The organism is Paraburkholderia aspalathi (genome assembly GCF_905220735.1).
In the GTDB taxonomy this organism is placed as follows: domain Bacteria; phylum Pseudomonadota; class Gammaproteobacteria; order Burkholderiales; family Burkholderiaceae; genus Paraburkholderia; species Paraburkholderia aspalathi.
Genome location: NZ_CAJNBA010000001.1, coordinates 415,353 through 439,589, shown reverse-complemented (window position 1 = coordinate 439,589; position 24,237 = coordinate 415,353). Strand labels below are relative to the sequence as shown.

Genomic DNA, 24,237 nt, shown 5'->3' with positions numbered 1-24,237 from the left:
GCAGCCCGTGCCGGTCAACGTCACACCGTCCGATTCATCGCAACACCACGCGCCTCGTTACAACTCGTAATCCTCGTCTAAGCCACCGTAAGACGCCACTCACTATGCTGGGCCACTTCTCGCCGCTGGTGGCGTTACGCGGTTTCCTCCGGGCTCAGTGGGTTGGTTTGCGCGCAGATTCAGGCGCGTGGTCGACCGACACGTTTTCACCCGCCCCGCTTTAGCGAACAACGCATGCCAGACGGCCCTTTGTCGAATTGAGTCGAAGGATGCCCACAGCATGCCGAATAATCCTAGCGCGTCCGGATCTTCCTCGCGTGTACCGAGATTCACCTATCTTGCCGCCACAGTCGCTGTCGCCACGTTTTGGCTGGCGGGTTGCGGCGAGCAGGCGCCGCATGGCCCGCCACAGTTGATCCCCGAAGTTGGCGTCCAGACGATCGCGCCGCACGCCGTGGTGTCGAGTACCGAATTGTCCGGGCGACTGTCGGCGATCCGCGTCGCCGAAGTCAGGCCGCAGGTCGAAGGCATCGTCCGAAAGCGCCTCTTCACGGAAGGCTCGCTGGTCGCAGCCGGCGCGCTGCTTTACCAGATCGACCCGTCCAGCTACCAGGCAACTTACGACCAGGCCGTCGGCACGCTGGCCAAAGCCGAGGCGACAGCGAGCGCCGCGCAGACCAAGGCCACCCGGTACGCCGAATTATCGAAGATCGAAGGCGTGAGCAAGCAGGACTACGACGACGCCGTCGCCTCCCTGGAGGAAGCGAAGGCCGACGTGGTCGCCGACCGTGCCGCATTGAAGACTGCCGCGATCAACCTCGGCTACACCAAAGTCGTTGCGCCCATCGCGGGACGGATCGGCAAATCGAGCGTGACTGAAGGCGCGCTCGTCACCGCGGAGCAGACCACCGCGCTCGCGACGGTCCAGGCGACGACCGAGATGTATCTCGACGTCACGCGCTCATCCGCCGACTGGTTGCGGCTGCAGAAAGAATTCGCCAGTGGCCAGTTGCAACAGGCGGCCTCGGACGGCGCAGTCGTTCATCTCGTGATGGAAGACGGCAGCACGTACACGCAGCCAGGCAAGCTGCTGTTCTCCGATATCACCGTCGACGCCACCACCGGCTCGGTCACCTTGCGTTGCGTGTTCCCGAATCCGGACGGCGTGCTGCTGCCCGGTATGTTCGTGCGCGCCCGGCTTGAAGAGGGTGTGAACCAGCAGGCGATTACGGTGCCGCAACTCGCGGTCTCGCGTGCATCCGACGGCTCGGCGAGCGTGCTGACGGTCGGCGCCGACAACAAGGTCACGCAAACGCCCGTCACGGCGGACACCGCTTCAGGCGCCGACTGGCTCGTCACGCGCGGCCTCAAGGCGGGCGATCGCGTGATCGTCGCCGGATCGCAGAAAGCGCGCGCGGGCGGTGTTGTGAAGCCGGTCGAATCGCCAGCCATATCGGGTGCGCCCGCCACCGCGGACACGACGTCGGCCGCACATAGCTAAAGCGAGACACTCATGGCAGGTTTCTTTATCAATCGACCGATCCTCGCGTGGGTCATCGCCATCGTCATCATGATGATCGGCGGCGCCTCCATCGGGACGCTTCCGGTCGAACAGTATCCGAGCGTGGCGCCGGTCTCCGTGCAGATCACGGCGACTTATCCGGGCGCCTCGGCTGAAACCGTGGCGACAACGGTCACGCAGGTGATCGAGCAGAAGCTGAGCGGCATCGACCATCTGCTCTACATGTCGTCCACCAGCAGTTCGGCCGGGCAGGCCACTATCACGCTCACGTTCCAGCAGGGCACCAATGCCGATATCGCCCAGGTACAGGTACAGAACAAAGTCGAGCAGGCCAGTTCGTCGCTGCCGCAGACGGTTCAGGACCAGGGTGTGCAGGTTGCGAAGGCAGCCAATGCGTTTCTGATGATCGTGTCGCTCTCGTCCTCCGACGGCAGCATGAATTCCATCGATCTCGGCAATATCATCGCAACGCAGATCGAAGACCCGCTAACGCAGATCGACGGCGTCGGCGACGTGACATTGTTCGGCGCGCAGCACGCCATGCGTATCTGGCTCGATCCGGTGAAGCTGCAGGCCGTCGGCCTGACTGCCGGCGACGTCACCACCGCGATCACGAATCAGAACGTGCAACTCTCGGTCGGCCAGATCGGCGGCTCGCCGTCCACGAAGACGCAGGCGCTGAACGCGACCATTTCGGCATCGAGCCTGCTCACCACGCCCGCGCAGTTCGGCGCGATCCTTCTGCGCGTGAATAGCGACGGCTCGAAGGTCATGCTGAAGGACGTTGCGCGCGTCGAAGTCGGCGGCGACGATTACAGCACGGACTCGCGACTGAACGGCAAGCCGGCGGCCTCGCTCGCGGTCAAACTGGCGAGCGGTGCGAACGCGATGAGCGTAGCCAAAGCGGTCCGCGCGAAGCTGAACGAAATGAGCGGGCAATTGCCGCACAACGTGGTGGTCGACTATCCGTACGACACTACGCCGTTCGTGCGCATTTCGATCGAAGAAGTGGTGAAGACGCTGATCGAAGCGGTAATGCTGGTCTTCGTCGTGATGTACGTGTTCCTGCAAAACCTGCGCGCGACGTTGATTCCGACCATCGTCGTGCCGGTCGCGTTGCTCGGCACGTTTGCGGTGATGTCGGCAGTGGGCTTTTCGATCAACGTGCTGTCGATGTTCGGGCTCGTGCTTGCGATCGGGCTGCTGGTGGACGACGCGATCGTGGTCGTGGAAAACGTGGAGCGGCTGATCGCGGAAGAGGGACTATCGCCCGTCGAAGCCACGCGCAAAGCGATGAAGCAGATCACCAGCGCACTGGTCGGCATTACGACCGTGCTGATTGCCGTGTTCATTCCAATGGCGTTTTTCTCGGGGTCCACGGGCGCGATCTACCGGCAGTTCTCCATCACGATCGTCGCGGCGATGCTGCTCTCCGTGTTCCTCGCATTGACGCTGACACCGGCGCTGTGCGCGACCATGCTGCGGCGCGCGGACGTCGAGCACCACACGAAGCGCGGCGTGCTTGGCTGGTTCAACCGTGTGCTGACTCGTGGAGCCGATCGTTACGACTCGACGGTTGCGCGCGTGATTGGCAAGCCGATGCGTTATATGGTGATCTACCTGCTGATTGGGGGCGTGGTTGCGCTGCTCTTCATGAAGCTGCCGTCGTCTTATCTGCCGGACGAGGATCAGGGGATCATCATCACGTCGATTTCCGCGCCTGTCGGCACGCCCGCCGCGCAGACGCTGGAAGTCGTGAAAAAAGTCGAGGCGTATTACCTCGGTCTGCCGCAGGTGGACAAGATCATCGCGCTGACCGGTTTCAGCTTCAACGGCTCGGGGCAGAACAACGGCCTTGCATTCGTCAAGCTGAAGGACTGGAGCACGCGGCGCGGCAGCGACGGTTCGGCGGCGGCGATCATCCAGCGCGCCAACATGCATTTCGCCGCCTCGCACGACGCGCAGATTTTCGCGCTCAATCCGCCGGCCATTCAGGAACTCGGCACGCAGAGCGGTCTCGACTTCGAACTGGAAGATCGCGCCGGGCAGGGCCACGACAAGCTGATGGCCGCGCGCCAGCAATTGATCGCGCTTGCCGCGCAGGACAGCGCGCTAGCCGGCATGCGTCCCGGCGGCCTCGACGATACGCCGCAGTTCCATGTGGATATCGATCGCGAGAAGGCGAGTGCGCTCGGGCTTTCAATCGCCGACGTGAACGACACGTTGCAGACCGCGTTCGGTTCGACTTACGTGAACAACTACGTCGATACGGGACGCATCCAGAAGGTCTACGTGCAGGCCGATGCGCCTTACCGGATGATGCCATCCGATATTGGACGGTGGTATGTGAAGTCCAGCACGACGAGCAGTTCGAGCACGAGTACCAGTACGAGCACTTCAAGCAGCTCGACCACAAGCACGAGCAGTACGACCACCACAGGCTACGACGGCCAGATGGTCCCGTTCTCCGTGTTCGCTACAGGCAAATGGACGTTCGGGCCGCCGCAGATCGAACGCTTCAACCGCACGCTGGCGATGGAAATCACCGCGCAAACCGGTGCGAACACCAGCACGGGCCAGGCGATGGCCGCCGTCGACGCGCTCGTGAAGAAGCTGCCCGCCGGCTATGGCATCGACTGGACCGGGCAATCGTACCAGGAGCGCCTTGCCGGATCCCAGGCGATCTACCTGTACGCGATTTCGCTGGTCGTGGTGTTTCTCTGTCTGGCCGGTCTGTACGAGAGCTGGTCCATTCCGATCGCGGTGATTCTGGTCGTGCCGCTGGGCGTGCTCGGCGCGGTACTGGGCGCGCATATTCGCGGGCTGTCCGACGACATCTACTTCAAGGTCGGCTTGCTCGCGACCATCGGGCTCTCCACCAAGAACGCGATCCTGATCGTCGAATTCGCCAAGGACCTGCAAGCGCAGGGCCGCAGCCTGATCGACGCTACGCTGGAAGCCGCGCGGCTGCGTCTGCGGCCGATTCTGATGACATCGCTCGCTTTCGTGTTCGGCGTACTGCCGCTGGTCATCAGCACAGGCGCCGGCTCGGCGAGCCGGCATGCGATCGGCACCGGCGTGATGGGCGGCATGATCGCCGCGACGCTGCTCGCCATCTTTTTCGTGCCGGTGTTTTTTGTTGTCGTGCGCCGCCTGTTCGGCGAACACGGCGATGCCAAGCAACAGGAAGGTGTTGAATGATGAGACTCAAATTGAGCGCATGCATGGTGGCGTTCGCTGTTGCCATGCTGACGGGGTGCACGCTGGACCCGCACTATGAACGGCCCGCGGCACCCGTTGCGGTGGCTTATCCCAAAGGCGAGGCGTATGAGAGCACTAGCGCTGCGGCTTCGGGAACGGCTTCAGGAACCGCGACGCCGGGAACGACAACTACCGCACCGCCGCTTGCCGCCGACATGGCCTGGCGCAGCTTCTTTCGCGACGAGCGTCTGCAACGGCTGATCGAGATCGCGCTCGACAACAACCGCGACCTGCGCGTCGCCGCGTTGAACGTAGCCGAGTACGAAGCGCAATACCGCATCACGCGTGCAGCGCTCGCGCCGTCGATCAGCGCGAGCGGCAGCTTGACTCGCGAGCGCACTTCAGGCGTGACGAGCAGTTCCAGCGATGTGAGCGTCGGTACTACGTCATGGGAGATCGACTTCTTTGGACGCTTGCGCAGCCTCAAGCGTCAGGCTCTGGAAAACTATCTCGCGACGGATGCCTCGCGGCAGAGTACGCAGATCAGCCTGATCGCGACGGTAGCGACCGACTACCTGACGCTCCTGTCCGACGAACGTCTCCTGCAAATCACCGAAGACACGGTCAAGGCGGATCAGTCGACATACGACGTGACCAAGCGCATTCAGGAGTTGGGCAATTCGTCGATGCTCGACGTGCAGCAGGCGCAAAACTCGTTGGCGAGCGCGAAGGCGAGCCTTGCGTCCTATCGGCGCGCCGTCGCGCAGGACCGCAACAACCTGGTCGCCGTGCTCGGCGCGCCGATTCCCGACGACCTTCCACCCGCCCGCGAATTCGACGACGAGACGATGTTCGCCGACATCGGTGCGGGCGTGCCGTCGTTGCTGCTCACCCGTCGTCCCGACATCGTGCAGGCGGAACATGCGCTGAAGGCGGCGAATGCGAACATCGGCGCCGCGCGCGCTGCGTTCTTTCCCAAGATCGAGCTGACGGCTTCGGCTGGTACATCGAGTTCGACGCTTTCAAGTTTGTTCAAAGCGGGCACAGGCGCTTGGGAATTCGCGCCGACCGTGTCAGTGCCGATCTTCGATTACGGCAGCAACAAGGCATCGCTCGACGTCGCCAAGATCGAGAAACAAATCGAGGTCGCTGATTACGAGAGCGCCATTCAGACAGCGTTCAAAGAAGTCGCGAACGCACTGACTGCGCGTGCAACGTACGTCGATCAGGTGGAGGCGGATCGTGACTACGTGACGTCGTCGCAGCGGTACTACACGCTTGCTCAGGCGCGCTACAAGGCGGGTACGGACAGCTTCCTCACGTTCCTCGACGCGCAACGCACGCTCTACACCGCGCAGCAGCAACTGGCATCGGATAGTCTGTCGCGACAGGCCAATCTCGTGACTTTGTACAAGGTGTTAGGTGGCGGTTGGGAGGGGAGCTGAAAGCCGAAAGGTGAGAACATTCGGGAGCGTGTGAGGTGATAATGTTGCTACCTGTCGACGCACTTTCGATTCGAAGGTGAGAAGATTCGGGAGGCCTGCCCAAACGAACGCAGTCATCTGCGAGTTACTTTCCATTCATATGGAGCACGTTCCCAATGACGCCTGGCGCTTTCGGTGAAGAAATCAAGGCAGCGCTGGCTCCGCACGCGGATGCCGGGCGCGCCGTCGCGATGCGCGCCTACATGCGCGACCAGTTCGAGTTCATCGGGGTGCCGACGCCGCTGCGGCGCAAAGCGATATTGCCGGTCTTCAAGCGGCTGCCTGTTGAAAACGCGGAACACCTGCTCGCGTGTGCGCACGTCTTATGGGCGATGCCGCAGCGCGAATACCAATACGCGGCTACCGATCTGCTGGCGCGCAAGTGGAAGACGCTGGCGATCGCGGACATCGAGCATCTACTAACAATCGCTCAGCGCAGCGCGTGGTGGGATTCGATCGATCCGCTGGCGGGTGTGGTCGGCGACATTCTGAAGTCGGCGCGCGGACAGACGCCGCACGCGCAAGCATGCATGGACGCGGCGCTCGAGCATGAATCGTTATGGGTTCGCCGTATCGCGATGATTCATCAACTCGGCTGGCGTGACGATACGGACGAGACGCGTTTGTTTGGTTATGCACGCTCGCTCGCCGCAGAGCCGGACTTCTTTATTCGCAAGGCAATCGGCTGGGCCTTGCGGGACTATGCGTGGCATGCGCCTCACGCGGTCAGCGGCTTTCTGATGACCGCGCGAGACATTCTGTCACCGCTCACGTTGCGTGAGGCGTCGAAGCATCTGCCGCCGATCCGCTGACGCGGCGATCGCGAAACAACGGCCGTTAACGGCGTCGAAACTAAAATCTTTAGAAGAATATTTAAGCTCTCGGGCGTGGCCAAACGCTCTGTAGTCATCGCTTAGTAATATGCGCCAGCAATACTCGGCAGCGCTGCAAGCTTGACTCAAATTAGCAAATAACGCGCTGCCCCGATCGAGGGCGGACGCGAAGGCCATACCCCCGGGGGTTTCACATGACTATCCGTCATCGCATCACGCTATTGGTTGTCTTGATGTTCGTCGCCTTGTCGGCAATCGGTGGCTACGCCGTGTATCAAACGCGCGGCAGCGCAGGCGAAGTGCGCAAGGTGACCGAGGGCGTCGTCCCCAGCGCGCTGGCTTCCGCCGACCTCGTCTCGCAAGTGAAAGACGTACAGCTCGCGACCATGACCTTGGTCTACGCGCCGGACGCCAACATGGTCGCCCAGGCACAAGACGAACTGAAGAAGAAAAAGGCCTCGTTGCAACAGGCTCTCGCACTGCAAGGCAAAGATGCCGCGAGCCATGCCCAGCAAGGCCTCGTTTCCCAGGCCAACGACAGCCTCGAGAACTACTTTTCCGCAATCGCCGAGACGGCGAAGATGAAGGCCGACGGCAAGAACGAACTCGCGCAAGCGTATCTGTTCGCCAACGTCGCGCAGTATCGCGACGAACTCGAAGGCATTGTCGAAACCCTGCGTGTTGAGAAGAACCGCCAGAAAGACGATGCGATCACCGCACTGAACGCCACGCTTTCCACCACCACGACGGCCATCGCCATCGTGACCGGTATCGCTATCATTCTGCTGACCTTCATTGGCACGCTACTCTACCGTCAGATCACCCGTCCGCTCAGCCGCATGCAAGCGATGATGAGCGAGATCGCTTCGAGTCAGGATTTCACGCGGCGCGTGCCGGTGGGCCGGCTGGATGAGATCGGTCATTCGATCGTTGCCTTCAACGGCATGATCGAAAAGATTCAGGAAAGCTCCGCGCAACTCAAGCAGAAAACGGCCGACATCCAGGCGATGTTGCAGAACATGCAGCAAGGTATCTTGACGGTGGTCGACGGCGCCGTGATCCACTCGGAGTATTCGGCGTATCTGGAAGACATCTTCGAAACAAAGGACATCGCCGGGCGCGGTCTGATGGATCTGGTGTTCTCGGATACGGATCTCGGCTCGGACGTGCTCTCGCAAGTCGATGCGGCCACGCATGCCTGCCTCGGCGAAGATTGCATCAACTTCGCGTTCAATCAGCATCTGCTGGTCGGTGAAATTTCGAAGCGCATGCCCGATGGCCGCGTGAAGATTCTCGACCTCAGCTGGTCGGCGATCACCGACGAAAACGACGTTATCGGGCGTTTGATGCTGTGCGTGCGCGACGTTACCGAACTGCGCAAGCTTGCTGCGGAAGCCAGCGAACAGCGCCGCCGTCTCGACATGATCGGCGAGATTCTCGCGGTGAGCGAAGAGAAGTTCCATCACTTCATTGAAAGCTCTGCAGGTTTCGTCAGCGAGAACGAGCGCATCATCCGCAAGCATTCGGAAGCGGACCATGCAGCGATCGCCGAGCTGTTCCGCAACATGCACACCATCAAGGGCAATGCGCGGACCTATAACCTGGCGCACCTGACCAACGTCGTCCATGAAACCGAGCAGAGCTATCACGAACTGCGCCAACCGGACGCGGACCGCTCGTGGGATCAGGAACACCTGATGCAGGAGCTGACGCGCGTGCGCGAGGCGATCGAGAGTTACGCGAAGATCAACGAACATAGCCTCGGCCGCAAGAGCAAGGTCGGAGCGAATAATGCCGGCAATGCGGGCCGCTATGTGATGGTCGAGAAGGAGCAGATTCAGCAGACCTTGAGCATGCTGGACAAGACGAACGCCGGCGAACTCCACGAATTGCAGTCAATGCGCGATGCACTGCGCCAGACCTTGCGCGCCTTGGGCAGCGAAAGCGTGCGCGATGCGCTCTCCGGCGTGCTGGACTCGCTGCCTTCGTTGGCGCAGGAACTGGGCAAGCCGGCGCCGGTCGTGCGCATCGACGACAACGGCTACCGTCTGCGCGGCCAGGCGGGTGGCACCTTGAACAACGTGTTCATGCATCTGCTGCGCAATTCGATGGACCACGGCATCGAAACCGCCGAGGCGCGTAGCGCACACGGCAAGACACCGGCCGGCACCATCGATATCGAAGTGGGCGTGGACAGCGGCGCACTGCAGATCACGCTCAGCGATGACGGTCGCGGCCTCGCACTCGAACGGATTCGCGGCATTGCCGTCGAGCGCGGCTGGATCGGCAGCGACGAACACCTGAGCGACGAAGCCATCGCCGAATTCATTTTCCGGCCGGGCTTCTCGACCGCCGCAACCGTGACGGAAGTATCGGGCCGTGGCGTCGGCATGGACGCGGTGCGCGACTTCCTCAGGCGCGAGAACGGCCGCATCGAACTGCGCTTCACCGACGATCACAAGGGCGCTTCGTTCCGTCAGTTCCAGACGATCGTCTGCCTGCCGGATAGCTTCGCCGTCGACACGCTGGGTGTGGCAGCGCGCGGCGATGCCGGTGAACTGCAACTCGACGCGATGGCGGATTGAACGTCGGTTGAGCGCTGATTGATGCGCTTCGCGACGGACTTCGGAAGGATAGGTTGTGATTCAACAGTACGTATTGGCGGCGATGGCAGGCAGCGCGGTAACCGCGCTGCTGGCTTTTGTCGTGCACAAGTTGCAAAGCGCGAGGCTGACGGCACGGTTGCGTGACGAAGCAGAAGCACGGATCAAGGCGTTATCGGCGGCGCAGGCGGACCACGCCGAAGCGATCCGCGAACGCGAACAGGCCGCGCAGGAGATGGAAGCCCTGGCCGCGCAGTTGCGTGAGGAACTGGGGCAGCAATCAGCCAGCGTCGACGAACTGCGCGTAACGTTGAAAGCAGCGACTGACGACAAAGACCGGTGGGCGCATCAGGCGCGACAGATCGCCGGCGAAGCCGCGCGTCTGAAGAGCCTCGGCGCCACGTTCGAGCGTTGGCACGAGCAGATGATCTCGCTGATGACGCAGAACCACGATATGCACGCGAAGAATCAGGAGCTCTCGTCGATCGTCCGGCACGTGGTGATCGTGTCGCTGAATGCGTCGATCGAGGCCGCGCGCGCGGGTCCGGCCGGACGCGGCTTCGCCGTAGTGGCGAGCGAAGTTCGCGCGCTCGCTGCGCGTTCTGAAGAATTGTCGAAGAGCTATCGCGACAGTCTGCACCGCAACGATCTGACCACTACCTCCACGTTCCAGGACATCCAGGCGGGCGGCAAGATGATCGCGGCGTCGCTCTCCAGCGTCGAATCGCTTGCCAATCAGTTCCACTCGAAGCTGCACCAGGTGCCGGCGTGATCACGAGCCAGGCGAAGGACAGCTTCGAACGCATTTTCCGCAAGGCGGCACAGGCGCGTTTGCCGCGGGATTCTGGCGATACGTGTGAGATCGCGCCGCTCAGCGAGGCCGGTGAGGGCGCAACGAAGGACACTCAGGTGGTCGTGCTGACCATCTCGTCGATCGTGTTCAGACTGCTGCTGATCCTGCACTTCGACGAAAACGACAGCACCCGCGGCTACTACCTGAAAGAAGGCGACGAGCGGCCGTTTCAGGAAGCGTTTCTGGAAATCTGCAATCTGTGCTGCGGCGCGATGAATCAGGAACTGCTGCGTTATTTCCCTGACCTCGGCATGTCGACGCCTTATGTGTTGAGCGCGCGTTGTCTGGGGCATCTGCCGGCATTGAAGCCGGGTTTGCTGTCGTCGTATTCGGTCACGCTGAACAGTTCCGTGCAGCTTGCCGCGACGGTATGCGTGTGTGCCCATGCGCCGATCGACTTCGTGGCCGATACGAGCGCAATCGAAGAATCCAGTGGTGAGCTGGAGTTGTTTTGAGAGTTTGGTGTTGACCATGACGTCGATATCCGCAGCGAGCAGGAACGCGAAATGAACATGAACAAGCCGGTCAGCAAGGTGCTGGTGCTCGACGATTGTCCCGTGCACAAAGAGGCGCTGAAGCGCTTTTGTGACGAGAACAATCTGGTTGGCGTGAAGGTCGGCAAGAACCGCTTGCAGTCGGTGCTGCGCTCGAACATCGATCTGGGCGCGGTTCTGTTTGCTGAAGGCTACGGTGGCTCAGCCGAAGCGAGCGCCGAGATCGCAATCAGGATCAACGCGGTGCGCCCCGAGCTGCCGATCATTATCCGGCGGGATGACGATCCGAGTGTCGAAAGTCTGCCGGAGAGCTTGCGCCGCGTGGTCTGCGCGGCCTACGTCGGACACGATATGGCGCCTTTGCGCAAGGTGATCGACGAATACATCTTCAGCCTGGATTATCCGAACGCGCTGGTGCGCGGCATCGCCGATATGACGCAGGCGATTCTCGGCGACGTGTTCAAGGATCTGACCATCACGTGCGACACGCCTTATATCGTGCGCGACCGGATCATCTTCGGCGAAGTGTTCAGCCTGATTCCGCTGGAAAGCGCGTGGTGCCGCGGTTACATGATGATGCAAGCGGAAGAGGCGCCGATCCTCGAACTGATCGATCGTTATCGGATGAGCGAGCACGCGGAAGACGGCGAAGCAAATTTCCGCGATCTGAATGGCGTGCTCGGCGAAGTGACCAATCTGATCTGGGGTTCGTTCAAGAACCGCTATGTCGGCGATGCGGACGCCTGGCTGCGCAGCCAGGTGCAGGTGCCACTGCTGGTGAATCACAAGCACAAGTACATCTCGTTCGGCAGCGGCAATCCGCAGCTGTGTTTCATGTACTCGCTGACCGACCCGCAGACGGGCCGCTCGGTCAAGCTGCATCAACGTTTTGTGTTCAGCCTGAGCTGGTCGCCGGAGGACTTCAAGGAAGTCACGGACGACGTCGGCGCGATGGTCGAAGCGGGCGAACTGGATCTGTTCTGAATGTTGTCATAGGAAACAAACATGTCGAAAATTCTGGTGGTAGATGATTCGAGCACCGTGCGCGACGAAGTGGCCGGCTTTCTGAAGAAGAACGGCCTGGACGTCGACACGGCGGTGGACGGCAAGGACGGCCTGGCGAAACTGAAGGCCAGCCCGGGCATCAAGCTGGTGATCAGCGACGTCAACATGCCGAATATGGATGGTCTGACGATGGTCGAAAAGATTCGCGGCGAACTCGCGAACACGACCGTCAACGTCATCATGCTGACAACCGAAAGCAGCCCGGCGATGAAAGAGCGCGGCAAGGCGGCGGGCGTGAAAGGCTGGATCGTCAAGCCGTTCAAGGGCGACGCGGTGCTGGAAACGTTCCGCAAGCTGGCGAGCTAGACGCCGCATGCGCGGCGGGCCGGCCAAAGGTGAGGGTTTTCGGGAGCGCTGCGCCGGTGATTTGCAAAGCATGATTCGCTATAACGGCGGCGGTTGAAACACGCTAGTCTGCGAGCATGTGCCAACTGCTCGCCCTCAGCTGCGCCGAACCCACCGACGTCAGTTTTTCGCTGACGGGCTTTGCTGCACGCGGCGGTCTCACTGACCATCACGTGGACGGCTGGGGCGTGGCGTTCTACGAAGATCGCGCGTGCCGCGTGTTCGTGGATGAGAAGCCCGCGTATCAGTCGCCGGTCGCCGAGTTTCTGAAAAGCCATCCGATCAAGTCGCGCAACGTCGTCGCGCACATCCGCAAGGCGACCCAAGGCGGCGCGCGCGTGGAGAACTGCCACCCGTTCATGCGCGAGTTGCGCGGCCAGCAATGGGTGTTCGCGCATAACGGCGACCTGCAGCCGCTCGGTGAACCGGAGCAAGGTCCGTATGCACCGGTCGGCACGACCGACAGCGAAGCGGCGTTCTGCTTCATCATGAATCGCCTCTACGCGCATTTCGCCAATCATGCAGACACGAATGACATCGACGCGGTATTCGACGTCATCGAGCAGGCGACGCACGCACTGAATCCGTATGGCATTTTCAACTTCGTGCTTTCGAACGGCACAGCACAGTTCGCGTATTGCTCGACGCGTCTGTCGTACGTGATACGTCACTGGCCGTTTTCGAGCGCGCGTCTCGTCGACGGCGACCTCTCAGTTGATTTCGCCGAGCGTGGCACGCCTGCGGATCGCACGGCAGTGATCGCCACCACGCCGCTCACCGATGAAGTCTGGACCACCTGCCAGCCGGGCGATCTGCTGATGTTCCGCAGTGGCGCGCTGTTGCGGCGCGCGCACGTACCCGTTCCTGCCGAACTCCTCGCCACCGCGAAATACGCACCTTCCGAGTTGTCCGCCATCCCGGCGTGACATCGCGCCAACGCGTGGCCTTAGAAGCGCCCACGCTACCGGCACTTTCATATTCATCGAAGAATTCGTTAGTTTGCCGACACAAATTCCTCTCGTATCGTTGCGCCAGATTTAAACAAATACAACATTGATACGGGAACTCCAAAAATGAAACGTCTTTCTCTCCTCGCATTGCCCGCAGGTCTTTTGCTTGCTGCCGGCGCTCAGGCACAGAGCAGTGTCACGCTGTACGGCATCGTCGATGCCGGTATCGCCTATGTTCACAACGCACAAAACGCGAGCGGTCAGAATCAGTCGACGCTCGTGAAGTTCAGCAGCGGCAACCTGTCTGGCAGCCGTTGGGGCCTTAAGGGCACCGAAGACCTGGGCGGCGGCCTCGCCGCCGTGTTCCAACTCGAGAATGGTTTCAACATCGGTACGGGCGCGCTTGGGCAGGGCAGCCGCGAATTCGGCCGCAAGGCAGTGGTCGGTTTGTCGAGCGGCACGTGGGGGACGGTCACCCTCGGACGCCAATACGACCCGGTGGTCGATCTGGTGCAAGGTCTCACGGAAGACAACTACTTCGGCGGCGTGTTTGCCACGCCTGGCGACCTCGACAACTACGACAACAGTCTGCGCGTAAGCAACTCGGTCAAGTACGTTAGCCCGTTGTTTGCCGGCTTCCAGGTCGAGGCGCTGTACGGCGTGGGTGGTGTTGCGGGTGCGACCGGCAGCGGCCAGACGTATAGCTTCGGCGCGGCCTATGCAAACGGCCCGTTATCGCTCGGCGCAGCTTACTTCTACGCGAACGGCGGCAACACGACGACGACGGCGAATGTGCGTACGTGGACCAGCAGTTCCGATTCGCTGTTCAACACAGTCATCAACGCGGGCTTTGCGAGCGCCAAGTCGATTCAGATCGTGCGGGTGGGTGGACAGTATGTGATCGGCGCGGCAACGGTCGGTGCAGCTTACTCGAACACGCAGTACGCGAACGACACGTTCTCTGCTTTCAGCAGCACCGCCAAGTTCAACAACGGCTCGGTGTTCTTCAACTATCAGATCACTCCGGCCTTGCGCACGGGCGTTGGCTATAACTACACGTCGTTGACGGGTCCGAGTTCGGCACACTACAACCAGGTCAACCTCGGTGCGGACTTCGCGTTGTCGAAGCGCACCGAACTGTATGCGCTAGCGGGCTACCAGAAGGCGAGCGGCAACACGCTGAACGCGAGCGGCAAGGTGGTGAGCGCGCAAGCCTCGATCGGCAGTTACGGCGTGAATTCAGGGACCAACAGCCAGGAAGTGGCAGTGGTGGGGATTCGTCACAAGTTCTGATTGCCTGGTTGAATGAGCCGGCTGCCCTGATGGCGGCCGGCGTCTTGAATGTCTTCACAAAGCTCAAAGGTGAGAATATTCGGGAGCGTGATGCGTCAGCGCACACGTGAGTTGCATCGCATCACTCCTCTTCACCTTCCGACAATTCCGTCGACGACTCCCGCCAGTATTTTCCGAGCAGATCCGCCATCGGCGCGGAATGCGAGCGCCTGACACACATCGCTTCTTACCTGGGTATGCAGATTACTCGACCCCTTCCAAAGGTGAGGGTTTGCGGGAGTAGCCGGTTCTGAGCTACCGGTTGCCCGCCCAGCATGCCTTTGCGGCCTGCCCCTAAGCTCGAAAGGTGAGCGTTTTCGGGAGCCCCCCGATGGGCACTTCGCGCCTGATCCCGTTCGCTTCGTACCAAAGGTGAGATTTTTCGGGAGCTGATGCGCGCGTCGCAGGGTGACTTGGCGAGCTTTCCCATATCACGTTCTGCGTTGAAAGAGTTGGGAAGAAATTGCCAACCTTGGGGGCTGTTCCGCGTTTTGAGAATAGCGGCATACAGGGAAGATGGCGACGCGGACGACAAGCGGTCAGCGGATTTGCTATTCCCGCAAGCCATCGCCTGTCTCTGAAAACCGATCGTCTCCTGGAATCAGTTGGATGAGTCAGCACATTCTCTTTGTTGGCGCCGATGCCGGTTTAACGGCAGTAGTGGGCGAATCTTTACGCGGGCAAGGCTGCGGCGTATCCGCACGTCCGCATTGCGGCGGACTGAAGCACGTGGTCGAGACGGAGCGGCCGGCGTTGCTGGTGCTCGACGTCTCAGCGCCGCACGGCGACGGCCTTGCCGTATTGCGCGACTTGCGCATGAGTGGCAACGACGTGCCGGTGATTTTGCTGTCGGCGAGCAGCAAGGCGATCGATCGCGTGATCGGTCTCGAGCTCGGCGCCGACGATTTCATGAGCAAGCCCGCCGACCCTGCCGAATTGCTCGCCCGCATCCGCGTGCTGCTGCGCCGGCGTGGCGCGCTCGCGCCAGGCGCGCCGGAAACGCGGCCGCCGTACCGCTTCGGACGTTGCGAGCTGAACTTCTCCGCACGCGAATTGCGTCGCGACAACGAGCATTTCGCGCTGCGCAGCTCCGAATTCGCGTTGCTGAAAATCTTCGTCAATCACGCGATGACCGTGCTCACGCGCGTGCAACTCAACGAGAAACTACGCGGCAATAGCGTGCTGCATCAAGGGCGGAGTCTCGATGTATCGATCTGGCGGCTGCGGCGTCTGATCGAGATCGATCCTTCCGAACCGCGCTATGTGCAGACGGTGTGGGGACGCGGCTATGTGTTCGTGCCGCACGGCGAGATTGGAGCGGCCGAGCGCGACGCGATGGTTGCGCCCGGCGTGTGAGGTGCGGCTTCTCCGCCGCAGGCGGGCATGATTGCCGCAATCGAGAAATTCAGATTGCGCACGAGTGAATTAGGGCAATGGTCCGAGCATCTCGGCGAACCGCCGCGCCGCTTCGAGACCGAAACGAGTGGGCAGCAGCTTTACATCGCGATCATGCTCGACGTCGAAACCCATCCGCCACGCAGCGATTCGTTTGCCGTAACAGATCAGCGTATCCAACGACTGCATGACGAAGACAATCGCCGGCAGCACCTGGCCGTACAGCGCTTCGGCTTGTGCAACGTCGCCACCGACGAACGCCCGGTAGATTCGCTGCTGCCAGTCGAAACAATCGGGCGCCACGATCATGCCCGCGCATCCGGCACGCAGATTGTCGAGCAACTCCATGCCGCCACGCCCGTTGAGCACGGGCATCAGATGGCCGACGCGCGCCACCGTTTCCGCCAGCACGATCGACGGACCTTCACCCTTGAGCAGGCGGAAGTTCGGGCACTGTGCGGCGAGACGTTCTAGGCTTTCGGCCGACAAGCCGATGCCGAGATATTCGGGCGCATTCTGAATGCCGACCGGCACGCCGAGTCCGTTCATCACGTCGGCGAAGAAGTTGAAATAGAACGCCTCGGGTTGCGGCGGCGCGCCGGCGGCCAGCGCAGGCGGCTGCAGGATCAGCCAACTTGCGCCTTGTGCAATCGCGTAGCCAGCCAGATCGCGCTGGGCCTCAACTGAACTGCCGCTTACCGTGACTGCGAGCGGCAGCGTGCCGCCGCTGTCTTCGATTGCCCACTGAATGATCTGTTCGCGCTCGATTCGGGAGAGCTTGTTGACTTCGGTGGCGAGTCCGAGCACGGCCACACCAGGAGCCTGGGCGCGCACGACGGCTTCCATCTGTCGGCGCATCGCGTCGCGGTCCAGATGGTTGTCTCGATCGAAGAATGCGTAAAGGATCGGATAGATTCCGGCGATGCTGCTCGAATGAACGGAAGCTTGGTTCATGACGTCCGCTCAATGCGAGTCGCGCGGCACTGCCGCACCGCTGGAACCGACGAGGAATGCCAGGTCGGCTCCCAGATTGGCCTGCTGGACCGTCTCGACATACAGCTTGTACCAGCCGCGTGCGGGCGGTTCCGGCGCCTTCCACTCCGCTCGGCGGCGCTCGAGCTCCGCATCGTCGATATCCAGATGCAGGCGTCGCCCGGCAACGTCGAGTTCGATCATGTCGCCATCGCGAACGAGCGCCAGAGTGCCACCCGCGGCCGCTTCGGGCGCTACGTGCAACACGACTGCGCCGTAGGCAGTGCCGCTCATCCGGCCGTCCGAAATGCGCACCATGTCGGTAATGCCCTGCTTCAGAACCTTGGTGGGGAGCGGCATGTTGCCTACCTCGGCGAAGCCGGGATAGCCCTTCGGGCCCGCGCCTTTGAGCACCATCACGCAGCTGGCGTCGATGTCGAGGCTCTCGTCGTTGATGCGTGCGTGCAGGTCCTCGACGTTTTCAAACACCACGGCGCGGCCGCGATGCTGCAAGAGTTCGGGCGTGGCCGCCGATGGCTTGATGACCGCGCCATCCACTGCAAGATTGCCTTTGAGCACGGCAATGCCGGCCTTCGGCTTAAACGGCTCTGCGACCGGAAAGATTACCTTGCGGTCGAAGCATTCTGCGCGACTCACGTTCTCCCAGATGCTGCGGCCGTTTACCGTCAACGCGTCGCGATGCAACAGTTGCGCCTCGCCGAGTTCGCGCAGGACGGCGGGCAAGCCGCCGGCATAATAGAAATCTTCCATCAAGAATTCGCCGGAGGGTTGCAGATTCACGAGGCACGGCACATCCGAACCGCGTTCCCAGTCTTCCAGCTTCAGGTCAACCCCGATACGTCCCGCTATCGCCAATAGATGCACCACGGCGTTGGTCGAGCCACCGATCGCCGCATTCGTGCGGATCGCGTTTTCGAACGCTTCGCGCGTGAGAATCTTGCTCATTGTGAGGTCCTCACGGACCATCTCGACGATGCGGCGTCCCGCCATATGAGCCAGTACCTGACGGCGCGCGTCGACGGCGGGAATCGCGGCGTTGTGCGGCAAACCCATTCCGAGTGCTTCGACCATCGAGGCCATGGTCGACGCCGTGCCCATGGTCATGCAGTGCCCGCGCGAGCGGTTCATACAGCTTTCCGCCTCGATGAACTCTGCCATCTCCATCTTGCCCGCTCGCACTTGCTCTGACATTTGCCAGACGCCGGTACCCGAACCGATGGTCTCGCCCCGGTAGCGGCCGTTCAGCATTGGGCCGCCCGAGACCGCCAGTGCGGGAAGGTTGCACGACGCCGCGCCCATCAGCAGCGCGGGCGTGGTTTTGTCGCAGCCGCATAGCAGGATGACACCGTCGATCGGATTGCCGCGAATCGACTCTTCGACATCCATGGACGCGAGGTTGCGAAACAGCATCGCCGTAGGCCGCAAATTCGATTCACCCAGCGACATGACCGGAAATTCGAGCGGGAAGCCGCCTGCTTCGTAGACGCCTTTCTTGACGTATTCGGCGAGTTCGCGGAAATGCGCATTGCAAGGCGTCAATTCAGACCACGTATTGCAGATGCCGATGACAGGCCGGCCATCGAACAGATGATGCGGTAGACCCTGATTCTTCATCCATGAGCGATGGATGAAGCCGTCTTTGTCGGCTTTGCCGAACCAGGCCTGGCTGCGCAATGGCTTTTTGGGTGAGGTGCTCATGGTCGTCTCCTTCACGCACTCGCGGACTCGACAGATGCTCCGCGTATTCAGGTTCTTCGAACGGCCGGATGCGGTTCGAACCGAGCGTGGTTATCGGGTAACTCTATGGGCGGTGTGACGCTTCGTCAACTTACTTTTCCGCTGTCCCACTATGCAGAAATTTACTCATCTCTAGATTAGCTTTGCTAACTAATGTAGTAATGCCATTGAATTGGGCAGCGTCGTGTACGATCAGACAGGTGGGTTGGTGGATAAGGGTTGAGCGCAGCGCGATGGTTGCGCCCGGCGTGTGAGTATCGGCTTCTCCGCCGAAAGGTGAGGTTTTACGGGAGCACGAAGCTCGCGTATCAGGCCTGCTTCGCGACCTCGCGAATGTCGGCCACCGGCGTTTGGCCGAATGCATCGCTGAAGGCGTAGTCGAGCAACTGGGTGGCGCATTGTTCGGGCGTCGAAAGCTGACCGTTGCGCTTGAGGTCTTCGAATTTTTCGCGCATCGGGAACTGTTCCTCGCCGCTGCTGCGAATCTCCGCCTGCATATTCGTATCGATAACGCCCGGCGCGAGGCTGCAGATACGCAGTGCGCGATTCGCGTCGAGTGCAACGGCGCGTGCATGATGATCGAGCGCGGCCTTGGTCGCGCAGTAGATGCTCCAGCCGGGATACGCATTGCGCGCCGCGCCGCTGGAAATATGCATGATGCGGCGGTCGGTCGCGTCGACGCTGGCCTCGGCGAGTGCGCTCGCCAGCATCAGCGGCGTGGCCACGTTCAGACTCACGGCGGTCGCGATGTCGGCGGCGTTCTGCCCTTCGATCGGACCGATTGGCTGAACCATGCCTGCGTTGTTGATCAGCAGGACGCTCTGTGCGCCGCTGACGAAGCTGCGCAGTGCATCGGTTGCGATCCACTGTGCGACGCGCGTGGGATCTGCAAGCTCAAGCTCGATTTCGTCGAGCAGTGCCGGGAAACGCTCTTTGAGCGTGGCGTGACGCGAGCGGGACAAACCCAGTACCGCGACACCGCGCGTCAGCAGTTGTTCAGTGAGAGACGCGCCGAGGCCGCGATTGTGGCCGGTAACGATCGCACGGATCGGAGAAGAGGGAGACATGTCGTTCCTTGTGATCGTTCGCTTGAGAAGACCGCTATTTTCTCACGCTATGTCTGATGCTTGCAGCGGCGCGGGTCTTCAAGTCGCATTCCGGCGGCGCGCTAACGGCTCTCCTGAATGGTGCCCATGCCGCCGTCATCCTGCTTCCCTCAGGCAGAGCGAAAGCGCTCGCGATATTGCATCGGCGTGACGCCGATTCGCTTCGTGAAGACAATGCGCATCCGGTCCGCGGTGCCGAAGCCGCAGTCATACGCAATCGCCTTGAGCGCGGCATCGCTGCTTTCGAGCAACTTGCGCGCCGCATCCACGCGAGCACGCTCGACGAATTCATGCGGCGTCACCCTGGTCTCCTGCACGAACACCCGGGCGAAATTCCGCGCGCTCATTCCGGCGACGTCCGCCAGTTGTTTGACCGTAAAGCTCTCGCGAATCCGTTCCATGACGTGCGCCTGCACTTTGGCGACCGGCGAGGCGTCGTCAGCGGGTGCGGTCAGGTAAGGGCTGAACTGCGATTGACCGCCTTGCCGCTGTGCGAACACCACCAGCCGTTTGGCGACGGCGAGCGCCGTATGCGGCCCGTGATGTTCGGCGACCAACGCAAGCGATAGATCGATGCCCGCTGTTACACCCGCTGACGTGACCAGGTTGCCGTCGCGCAGATAGATCCGGTCGAAATCGACATGGGCTAGCGGAAACTGCTCGGCGAGTTGCGCCGCGTGCTGCCAGTGCGTCGTTACCTTGCGTGCGTCGAGCAGCCCCGCGTGGCCGAGCGCGAACGCGCCGGTGCAGATCGAGCCGAAACGCTCGCATTGTGTGGCGGCTCGCGACAACCAATCCAGCAAACGTGTGTCGGGCGTGGTGCCGTCGGGCAATGCAGGGCCGCCTGCAACCAGCGCAAGATCAAACGGCCGGCGTGCCTGGTCGAACGTGGCATCGGCGACGAGCGTCATGCCGTTGGACGCACGCAGTGGACCCGGCTCCGCGCTGAGCAGCGTGATCTCATAGCGATCCTGCGGCGCGATGAAGCGATTGGCTTCGGAGAACACATCGACCGGACCGGCGACGTCGAGCGCCTGCACGCCTGGAAAGATCGCGATCGCGACGGTAGGCATCGAATGATCTCCTTTGACGATGGATGGGAATCCGCGGCCCGCGGCAGTCAACGCGGTGCGTTTGGCAGTGTTCAACGGTCCGCGGTGATTGCCCGCGACGGCTTGCTGACCAATACTGAGCTTCATCGGACGCGCTGCTCGACGGGTCAAATAAGCAGCCAGAAAAAGCATCGCGGACCAGCATACCAAACGCGCTATCGACTCACAAAGACCGCGCGTCCCGTTCATTCGAGTCTTTCATGGAGCACTTCACATGACCACGATCGCAGGCATCCAGATTCCCGACAGCATGATGGCGCGCGAAGCCACACAGCTCGTGCGCGATACCGAAACCGAGTTGCTTTACCACCATTCGCGGCGCGTGTTCCTGTTCGGCTCGCTGGCCGGCGCGCGCAAGCAACTCAAGTATGACCCCGAGCTGTTGTACATCGGCGCGATGTTTCATGACATGGGGCTCGTCGCGCCGTATAGCAGCGAGCATGATCGCTTCGAGGTGGACGGCGCCAACGCGGCGCGTGATTTTCTGCAGCGCCACGGCATCGGCGAAGACGATATCGAGCAGGTGTGGAATTCGATAGCGCTGCACACCACGCCCGGGATTCCGCAATATATGAAGCCAGTGGTCGCACTGGTGACCGCGGGCGTGGAGATGGATGTGCTGGGCCTCGCCTATGACGAATTCACCGAACACCAGCGCCATGAAGTGATCCACGCCCACCCGCGCGGCGCGCATTTCAAGGAAGGCATCATCGACGCATTCGCGCATGGCACGATCCACAAGCCGGAGACGACCTTCGGCAACGTGAAGGCGGACGTGCTGGCGCTGAAGGACCCGCATTATCATCGCGAGAATTTCTGCACGATGATTTTGGGGTCGTCCTGGAAGGATTAATTAGTCGGCGTGCCGCGGCGAAAATGACAGCCGCGCAGAAGAAATATTATCGGCGCAATTTTCGTCCAGCATGTCATTTCCAGTCAGCGTTCGCGACTAAGGCCATGAAACACCCGGTCGATCGTGTGCAGCGGTCAGCCCAGGGTGTTGCATCCTCAGACCCGGTATGTGCAACGGATCGACCGCGGCAAGCCAGTCTGAGCACCTGAACGTCGCTTATGCAGCCCTTGTTGAAAGCGGGCTGCTCACGTAAGACTGGAGATGAAATGAAATCGATCCGAGCCGTACTGATGTGCGGATTGCTGCCGCTCGCGCTTGTAGCGGGTTCTGTGCAAGCACAGGGAATAGGACGCGCTGGCACTTATCTGATGCCGCCCGAGTACAGCATGATGATGGACAAGCTGACTCCTGAACAGCGTGCTCAGGCCATCGGCATCCAGCAAAAAATGATGCAGATGGATATGGAGTATCAGGACACGATGGCGCAGATGGAGATGAAGCACGCGCACGAGATGATGCAGATGCAAAATCAACTGCTGGACATTTTCAAAGGCCATTGACGCTCACCGCGGTTCGACCGGTTCGCGTGTGGACGCACGTCAGGCGCGGCCCGGTCATCCCCTGCCATGCAACGCGGCGATCTCCTGCAAATCGAGATCCCGCTCCAGTTCGGTTAGCAGTTCATCGTGAATCATCCCCGACCGATGCATCCGCAACAACTCGCTGCGACCGGCCGCGACGGCGGCGAGCACAACGTCGTAATGCGCGACGCGAACGTCGGCGGGATATTCCGTCACGTGCTGGTAGGTGTCCGTCATCTGCGCCCGATAGCTGTATTGCTCCAGTAGGCGCGGATGAATTACTTGTCCGTCGGCGTCGTGCACGAGTGGTTGGATGGCGGCGAATTGTGCCGCTTCGAGTCTCGCCCACGCCTGAGGCTCCGTCAAATGCTGTTCGTTGTGCTCCTTCACGCTATCCAGTTTGACCCAGCGAATCAGTGCACCGATCGTGGTCCCTTGTCCGAGCACGGTCACGAGAATCACCGCGAACGATGCCACCAGAATCAGATCGCGCCCCGGCATTGCCTCTGGCAACGAGAGCGCGATTGCCAGCGTCACCACGCCACGCATGCCGGCCCAACTCGTCACCGTCGATGAGCGCCAGTCGAGCGCAATGTTTGCGCTCCGCGTCACCTTGCACACGAGTCCCTTCAACCATTCGACGGCAAACACCCATACGAAGCGCGACAGCACGACGGCTGCGATCACTGTGCCGACAGCGGGTGCGAACGCGGTCCACGCATCTCCGACGCCGCCCAGCCGCACGATCACGCCGCGCAGCGACAGCCCGATCAGAAGGAACACGAGTGCTTCCATCAGGAAGATCAGGACTTGCCAGAAAGCCGTGCCGCGCATGCGCACCGAGGCAGAGAAAACTTCGTGCTGGTGCCAGCCCAGCACCATCCCGCAACTGACGGTCGCGATGACGCCCGAGACGTCCAGCATGTCTCCTGCGATGTAGCTGAGCCACGGGGAGAGGGCGGATGCGGTGATGATGAGGTAGACGTCGTCGAGGTAGCGCAGCAGCCTGACGACCACGAAGCCGATCGCGATGCCCACTGCCACGCCACCCAGGCCGAGCACCGCAAACCGCTCGACCGCGTGTTGAGCGTTGAACGTGCCGGTCAGCGCGGCCGCGACGGCGAAGCGGAACAGCACGATGCCGGCGGCGTCGTTGAGCAGGCTTTCGCCTTCGAGGAGCACCATCAACCGGCGCGGCAGCGCGACGCGTTCGAGTACGGCCTTTGCAGCGATGGCGTCAGGTGGCGAGACGACCGCGCCCAGCGCGAAGCACGCGCTCCACGGTAAGGCCGGCACGACCCAATGCACGACCAGACCGACCGCGAGGGTCGTGAAGGCGACGGCGCCGATCGCGAGCAGCAGGATGCCGCCGAAATTGCGTTTGAATTCGTCCCATACGGAGAAGTAGGCGCCGTCCATGAGGAGCGGCGGCAGGAACACGACCAGGACCAGTTCGGGATCGAGGTTGATGCGAGGGAGTCCAGGCACGAAGGCCATTGCGGCGCCGCCGACCAGAAGTGCCGCGGCCGGAGGGAGTCGTAGCCGCTTGGCGAGCAGTTGAAGACCGATCATCGCGCCGAGCGACAGCAGGACGAGTTTGAAGCCCATGACGGAGGACATGCGGGAGCCTCGGCGGGTGGCTGGGGATTACTTTTTATCACAGAGCAAGGTCATTGCCTGCAGTCCATTGCCTGCAGTTGAGCAGACGGACGATACATCTATTGCATCAGGCACTTGAGGTGACTGTGCGCAGGTTGTCCACAGGCTTGCCAACAATT

At 61.4% G+C, this 24,237-nt stretch carries 19 protein-coding genes; 14 read left to right on the top strand and 5 right to left on the bottom strand.

All coding sequences use genetic code 11. From position 1 onward, the window contains the following. Nucleotides 1-280: 280 nt before the first annotated feature. From KHO30_RS01805 to KHO30_RS01750, 12 genes are all read left to right on the top strand, one after another. Nucleotides 281-1,501: an efflux RND transporter periplasmic adaptor subunit gene (locus KHO30_RS01805; protein WP_211699851.1), complete on the top strand. Its 1,221-nt coding sequence runs from the start codon at nucleotides 281-283 to the stop codon at nucleotides 1,499-1,501. A gap of 12 nt (nucleotides 1,502-1,513) precedes the next feature. Further along, nucleotides 1,514-4,723, top strand: coding sequence for an efflux RND transporter permease subunit (locus KHO30_RS01800; RefSeq protein WP_211699850.1), 3,210 nt, complete (start codon nucleotides 1,514-1,516; stop codon nucleotides 4,721-4,723). Beyond that, complete coding sequence (locus tag KHO30_RS01795) at nucleotides 4,720-6,168, top strand: efflux transporter outer membrane subunit (RefSeq protein ID WP_425312874.1); 1,449 nt, start codon at nucleotides 4,720-4,722, stop codon at nucleotides 6,166-6,168. The genes KHO30_RS01800 and KHO30_RS01795 overlap by 4 nt, the downstream gene beginning before the upstream one ends. A gap of 155 nt (nucleotides 6,169-6,323) precedes the next feature. After that, the gene (locus tag KHO30_RS01790; protein WP_211699849.1) at nucleotides 6,324-7,019 is read left to right on the top strand and encodes a DNA alkylation repair protein; all 696 of its coding nucleotides are present in this window, start codon (nucleotides 6,324-6,326) and stop codon (nucleotides 7,017-7,019) included. Between the two features lie 215 nt (nucleotides 7,020-7,234). After that, on the top strand, nucleotides 7,235-9,625 hold the full coding sequence (locus KHO30_RS01785; protein ID WP_211699848.1) for a HAMP domain-containing protein: 2,391 nt from the start codon (nucleotides 7,235-7,237) through the stop codon (nucleotides 9,623-9,625). Nucleotides 9,626-9,680: 55 nt separating this feature from the next. Next, the gene (locus KHO30_RS01780) at nucleotides 9,681-10,415 is read left to right on the top strand and encodes a methyl-accepting chemotaxis protein (RefSeq protein WP_200654615.1); all 735 of its coding nucleotides are present in this window, start codon (nucleotides 9,681-9,683) and stop codon (nucleotides 10,413-10,415) included. Continuing rightward, nucleotides 10,412-10,951, top strand: a complete 540-nt coding sequence (locus tag KHO30_RS01775; protein WP_093634357.1) for a hypothetical protein — start codon at nucleotides 10,412-10,414, stop codon at nucleotides 10,949-10,951. Before KHO30_RS01780 ends, KHO30_RS01775 begins: the two co-directional genes overlap by 4 nt. 51 nt (nucleotides 10,952-11,002) lie before the next feature. Continuing rightward, nucleotides 11,003-11,974: a chemotaxis protein CheX gene (locus KHO30_RS01770; RefSeq protein ID WP_211699847.1), complete on the top strand. Its 972-nt coding sequence runs from the start codon at nucleotides 11,003-11,005 to the stop codon at nucleotides 11,972-11,974. A gap of 21 nt (nucleotides 11,975-11,995) precedes the next feature. Beyond that, the gene (locus tag KHO30_RS01765) at nucleotides 11,996-12,361 is read left to right on the top strand and encodes a response regulator (protein WP_028196001.1); all 366 of its coding nucleotides are present in this window, start codon (nucleotides 11,996-11,998) and stop codon (nucleotides 12,359-12,361) included. 116 nt (nucleotides 12,362-12,477) lie between these two features. Next, a complete protein-coding gene (locus tag KHO30_RS01760) occupies nucleotides 12,478-13,326 on the top strand; it encodes a class II glutamine amidotransferase (RefSeq protein WP_211699846.1) in 849 nt (282 codons plus the stop codon). Between the two features lie 147 nt (nucleotides 13,327-13,473). Further along, nucleotides 13,474-14,643: a porin gene (locus tag KHO30_RS01755; RefSeq protein WP_200654609.1), complete on the top strand. Its 1,170-nt coding sequence runs from the start codon at nucleotides 13,474-13,476 to the stop codon at nucleotides 14,641-14,643. A 648-nt stretch (nucleotides 14,644-15,291) separates the two neighbouring features. Next, nucleotides 15,292-16,038 (top strand): winged helix-turn-helix domain-containing protein, encoded by a 747-nt coding sequence (locus KHO30_RS01750; RefSeq protein WP_200561205.1) that lies wholly within the window; start codon nucleotides 15,292-15,294, stop codon nucleotides 16,036-16,038. Between the two features lie 69 nt (nucleotides 16,039-16,107). On the opposite strand, the gene KHO30_RS01745 is transcribed toward KHO30_RS01750, so the two are convergent. From KHO30_RS01745 to KHO30_RS01730, 4 genes are all read right to left on the bottom strand, one after another. After that, nucleotides 16,108-17,031, bottom strand: coding sequence for a dihydrodipicolinate synthase family protein (locus tag KHO30_RS01745; protein WP_244863911.1), 924 nt, complete (start codon nucleotides 17,029-17,031; stop codon nucleotides 16,108-16,110). Between the two features lie 9 nt (nucleotides 17,032-17,040). After that, nucleotides 17,041-18,768, bottom strand: a complete 1,728-nt coding sequence (locus tag KHO30_RS01740) for an IlvD/Edd family dehydratase (protein ID WP_093634361.1) — start codon at nucleotides 18,766-18,768, stop codon at nucleotides 17,041-17,043. A gap of 347 nt (nucleotides 18,769-19,115) precedes the next feature. After that, nucleotides 19,116-19,874: an SDR family oxidoreductase gene (locus KHO30_RS01735; RefSeq protein ID WP_093634362.1), complete on the bottom strand. Its 759-nt coding sequence runs from the start codon at nucleotides 19,872-19,874 to the stop codon at nucleotides 19,116-19,118. A 149-nt stretch (nucleotides 19,875-20,023) separates the two neighbouring features. Then, nucleotides 20,024-20,986, bottom strand: coding sequence for a GlxA family transcriptional regulator (locus tag KHO30_RS01730; RefSeq protein ID WP_093634447.1), 963 nt, complete (start codon nucleotides 20,984-20,986; stop codon nucleotides 20,024-20,026). A 253-nt stretch (nucleotides 20,987-21,239) separates the two neighbouring features. Here KHO30_RS01730 and KHO30_RS01725 point away from each other — a divergent pair, with 253 nt between their 5' ends. Both KHO30_RS01725 and KHO30_RS01720 read left to right on the top strand, forming a co-directional pair. Next, nucleotides 21,240-21,878 (top strand): HD domain-containing protein, encoded by a 639-nt coding sequence (locus tag KHO30_RS01725; RefSeq protein ID WP_093634363.1) that lies wholly within the window; start codon nucleotides 21,240-21,242, stop codon nucleotides 21,876-21,878. 266 nt (nucleotides 21,879-22,144) lie between these two features. Then, nucleotides 22,145-22,438 carry a hypothetical protein gene (locus KHO30_RS01720; protein WP_093634364.1) on the top strand — a complete coding sequence of 98 codons (294 nt, stop codon included), beginning with the start codon at nucleotides 22,145-22,147 and terminating at the stop codon, nucleotides 22,436-22,438. 54 nt (nucleotides 22,439-22,492) lie between these two features. Here KHO30_RS01720 and KHO30_RS01715 read toward each other — a convergent pair whose 3' ends face one another. Then, on the bottom strand, nucleotides 22,493-24,079 hold the full coding sequence (locus tag KHO30_RS01715; RefSeq protein WP_211699845.1) for a Na+/H+ antiporter: 1,587 nt from the start codon (nucleotides 24,077-24,079) through the stop codon (nucleotides 22,493-22,495). Nucleotides 24,080-24,237: the final 158 nt, after the last annotated feature.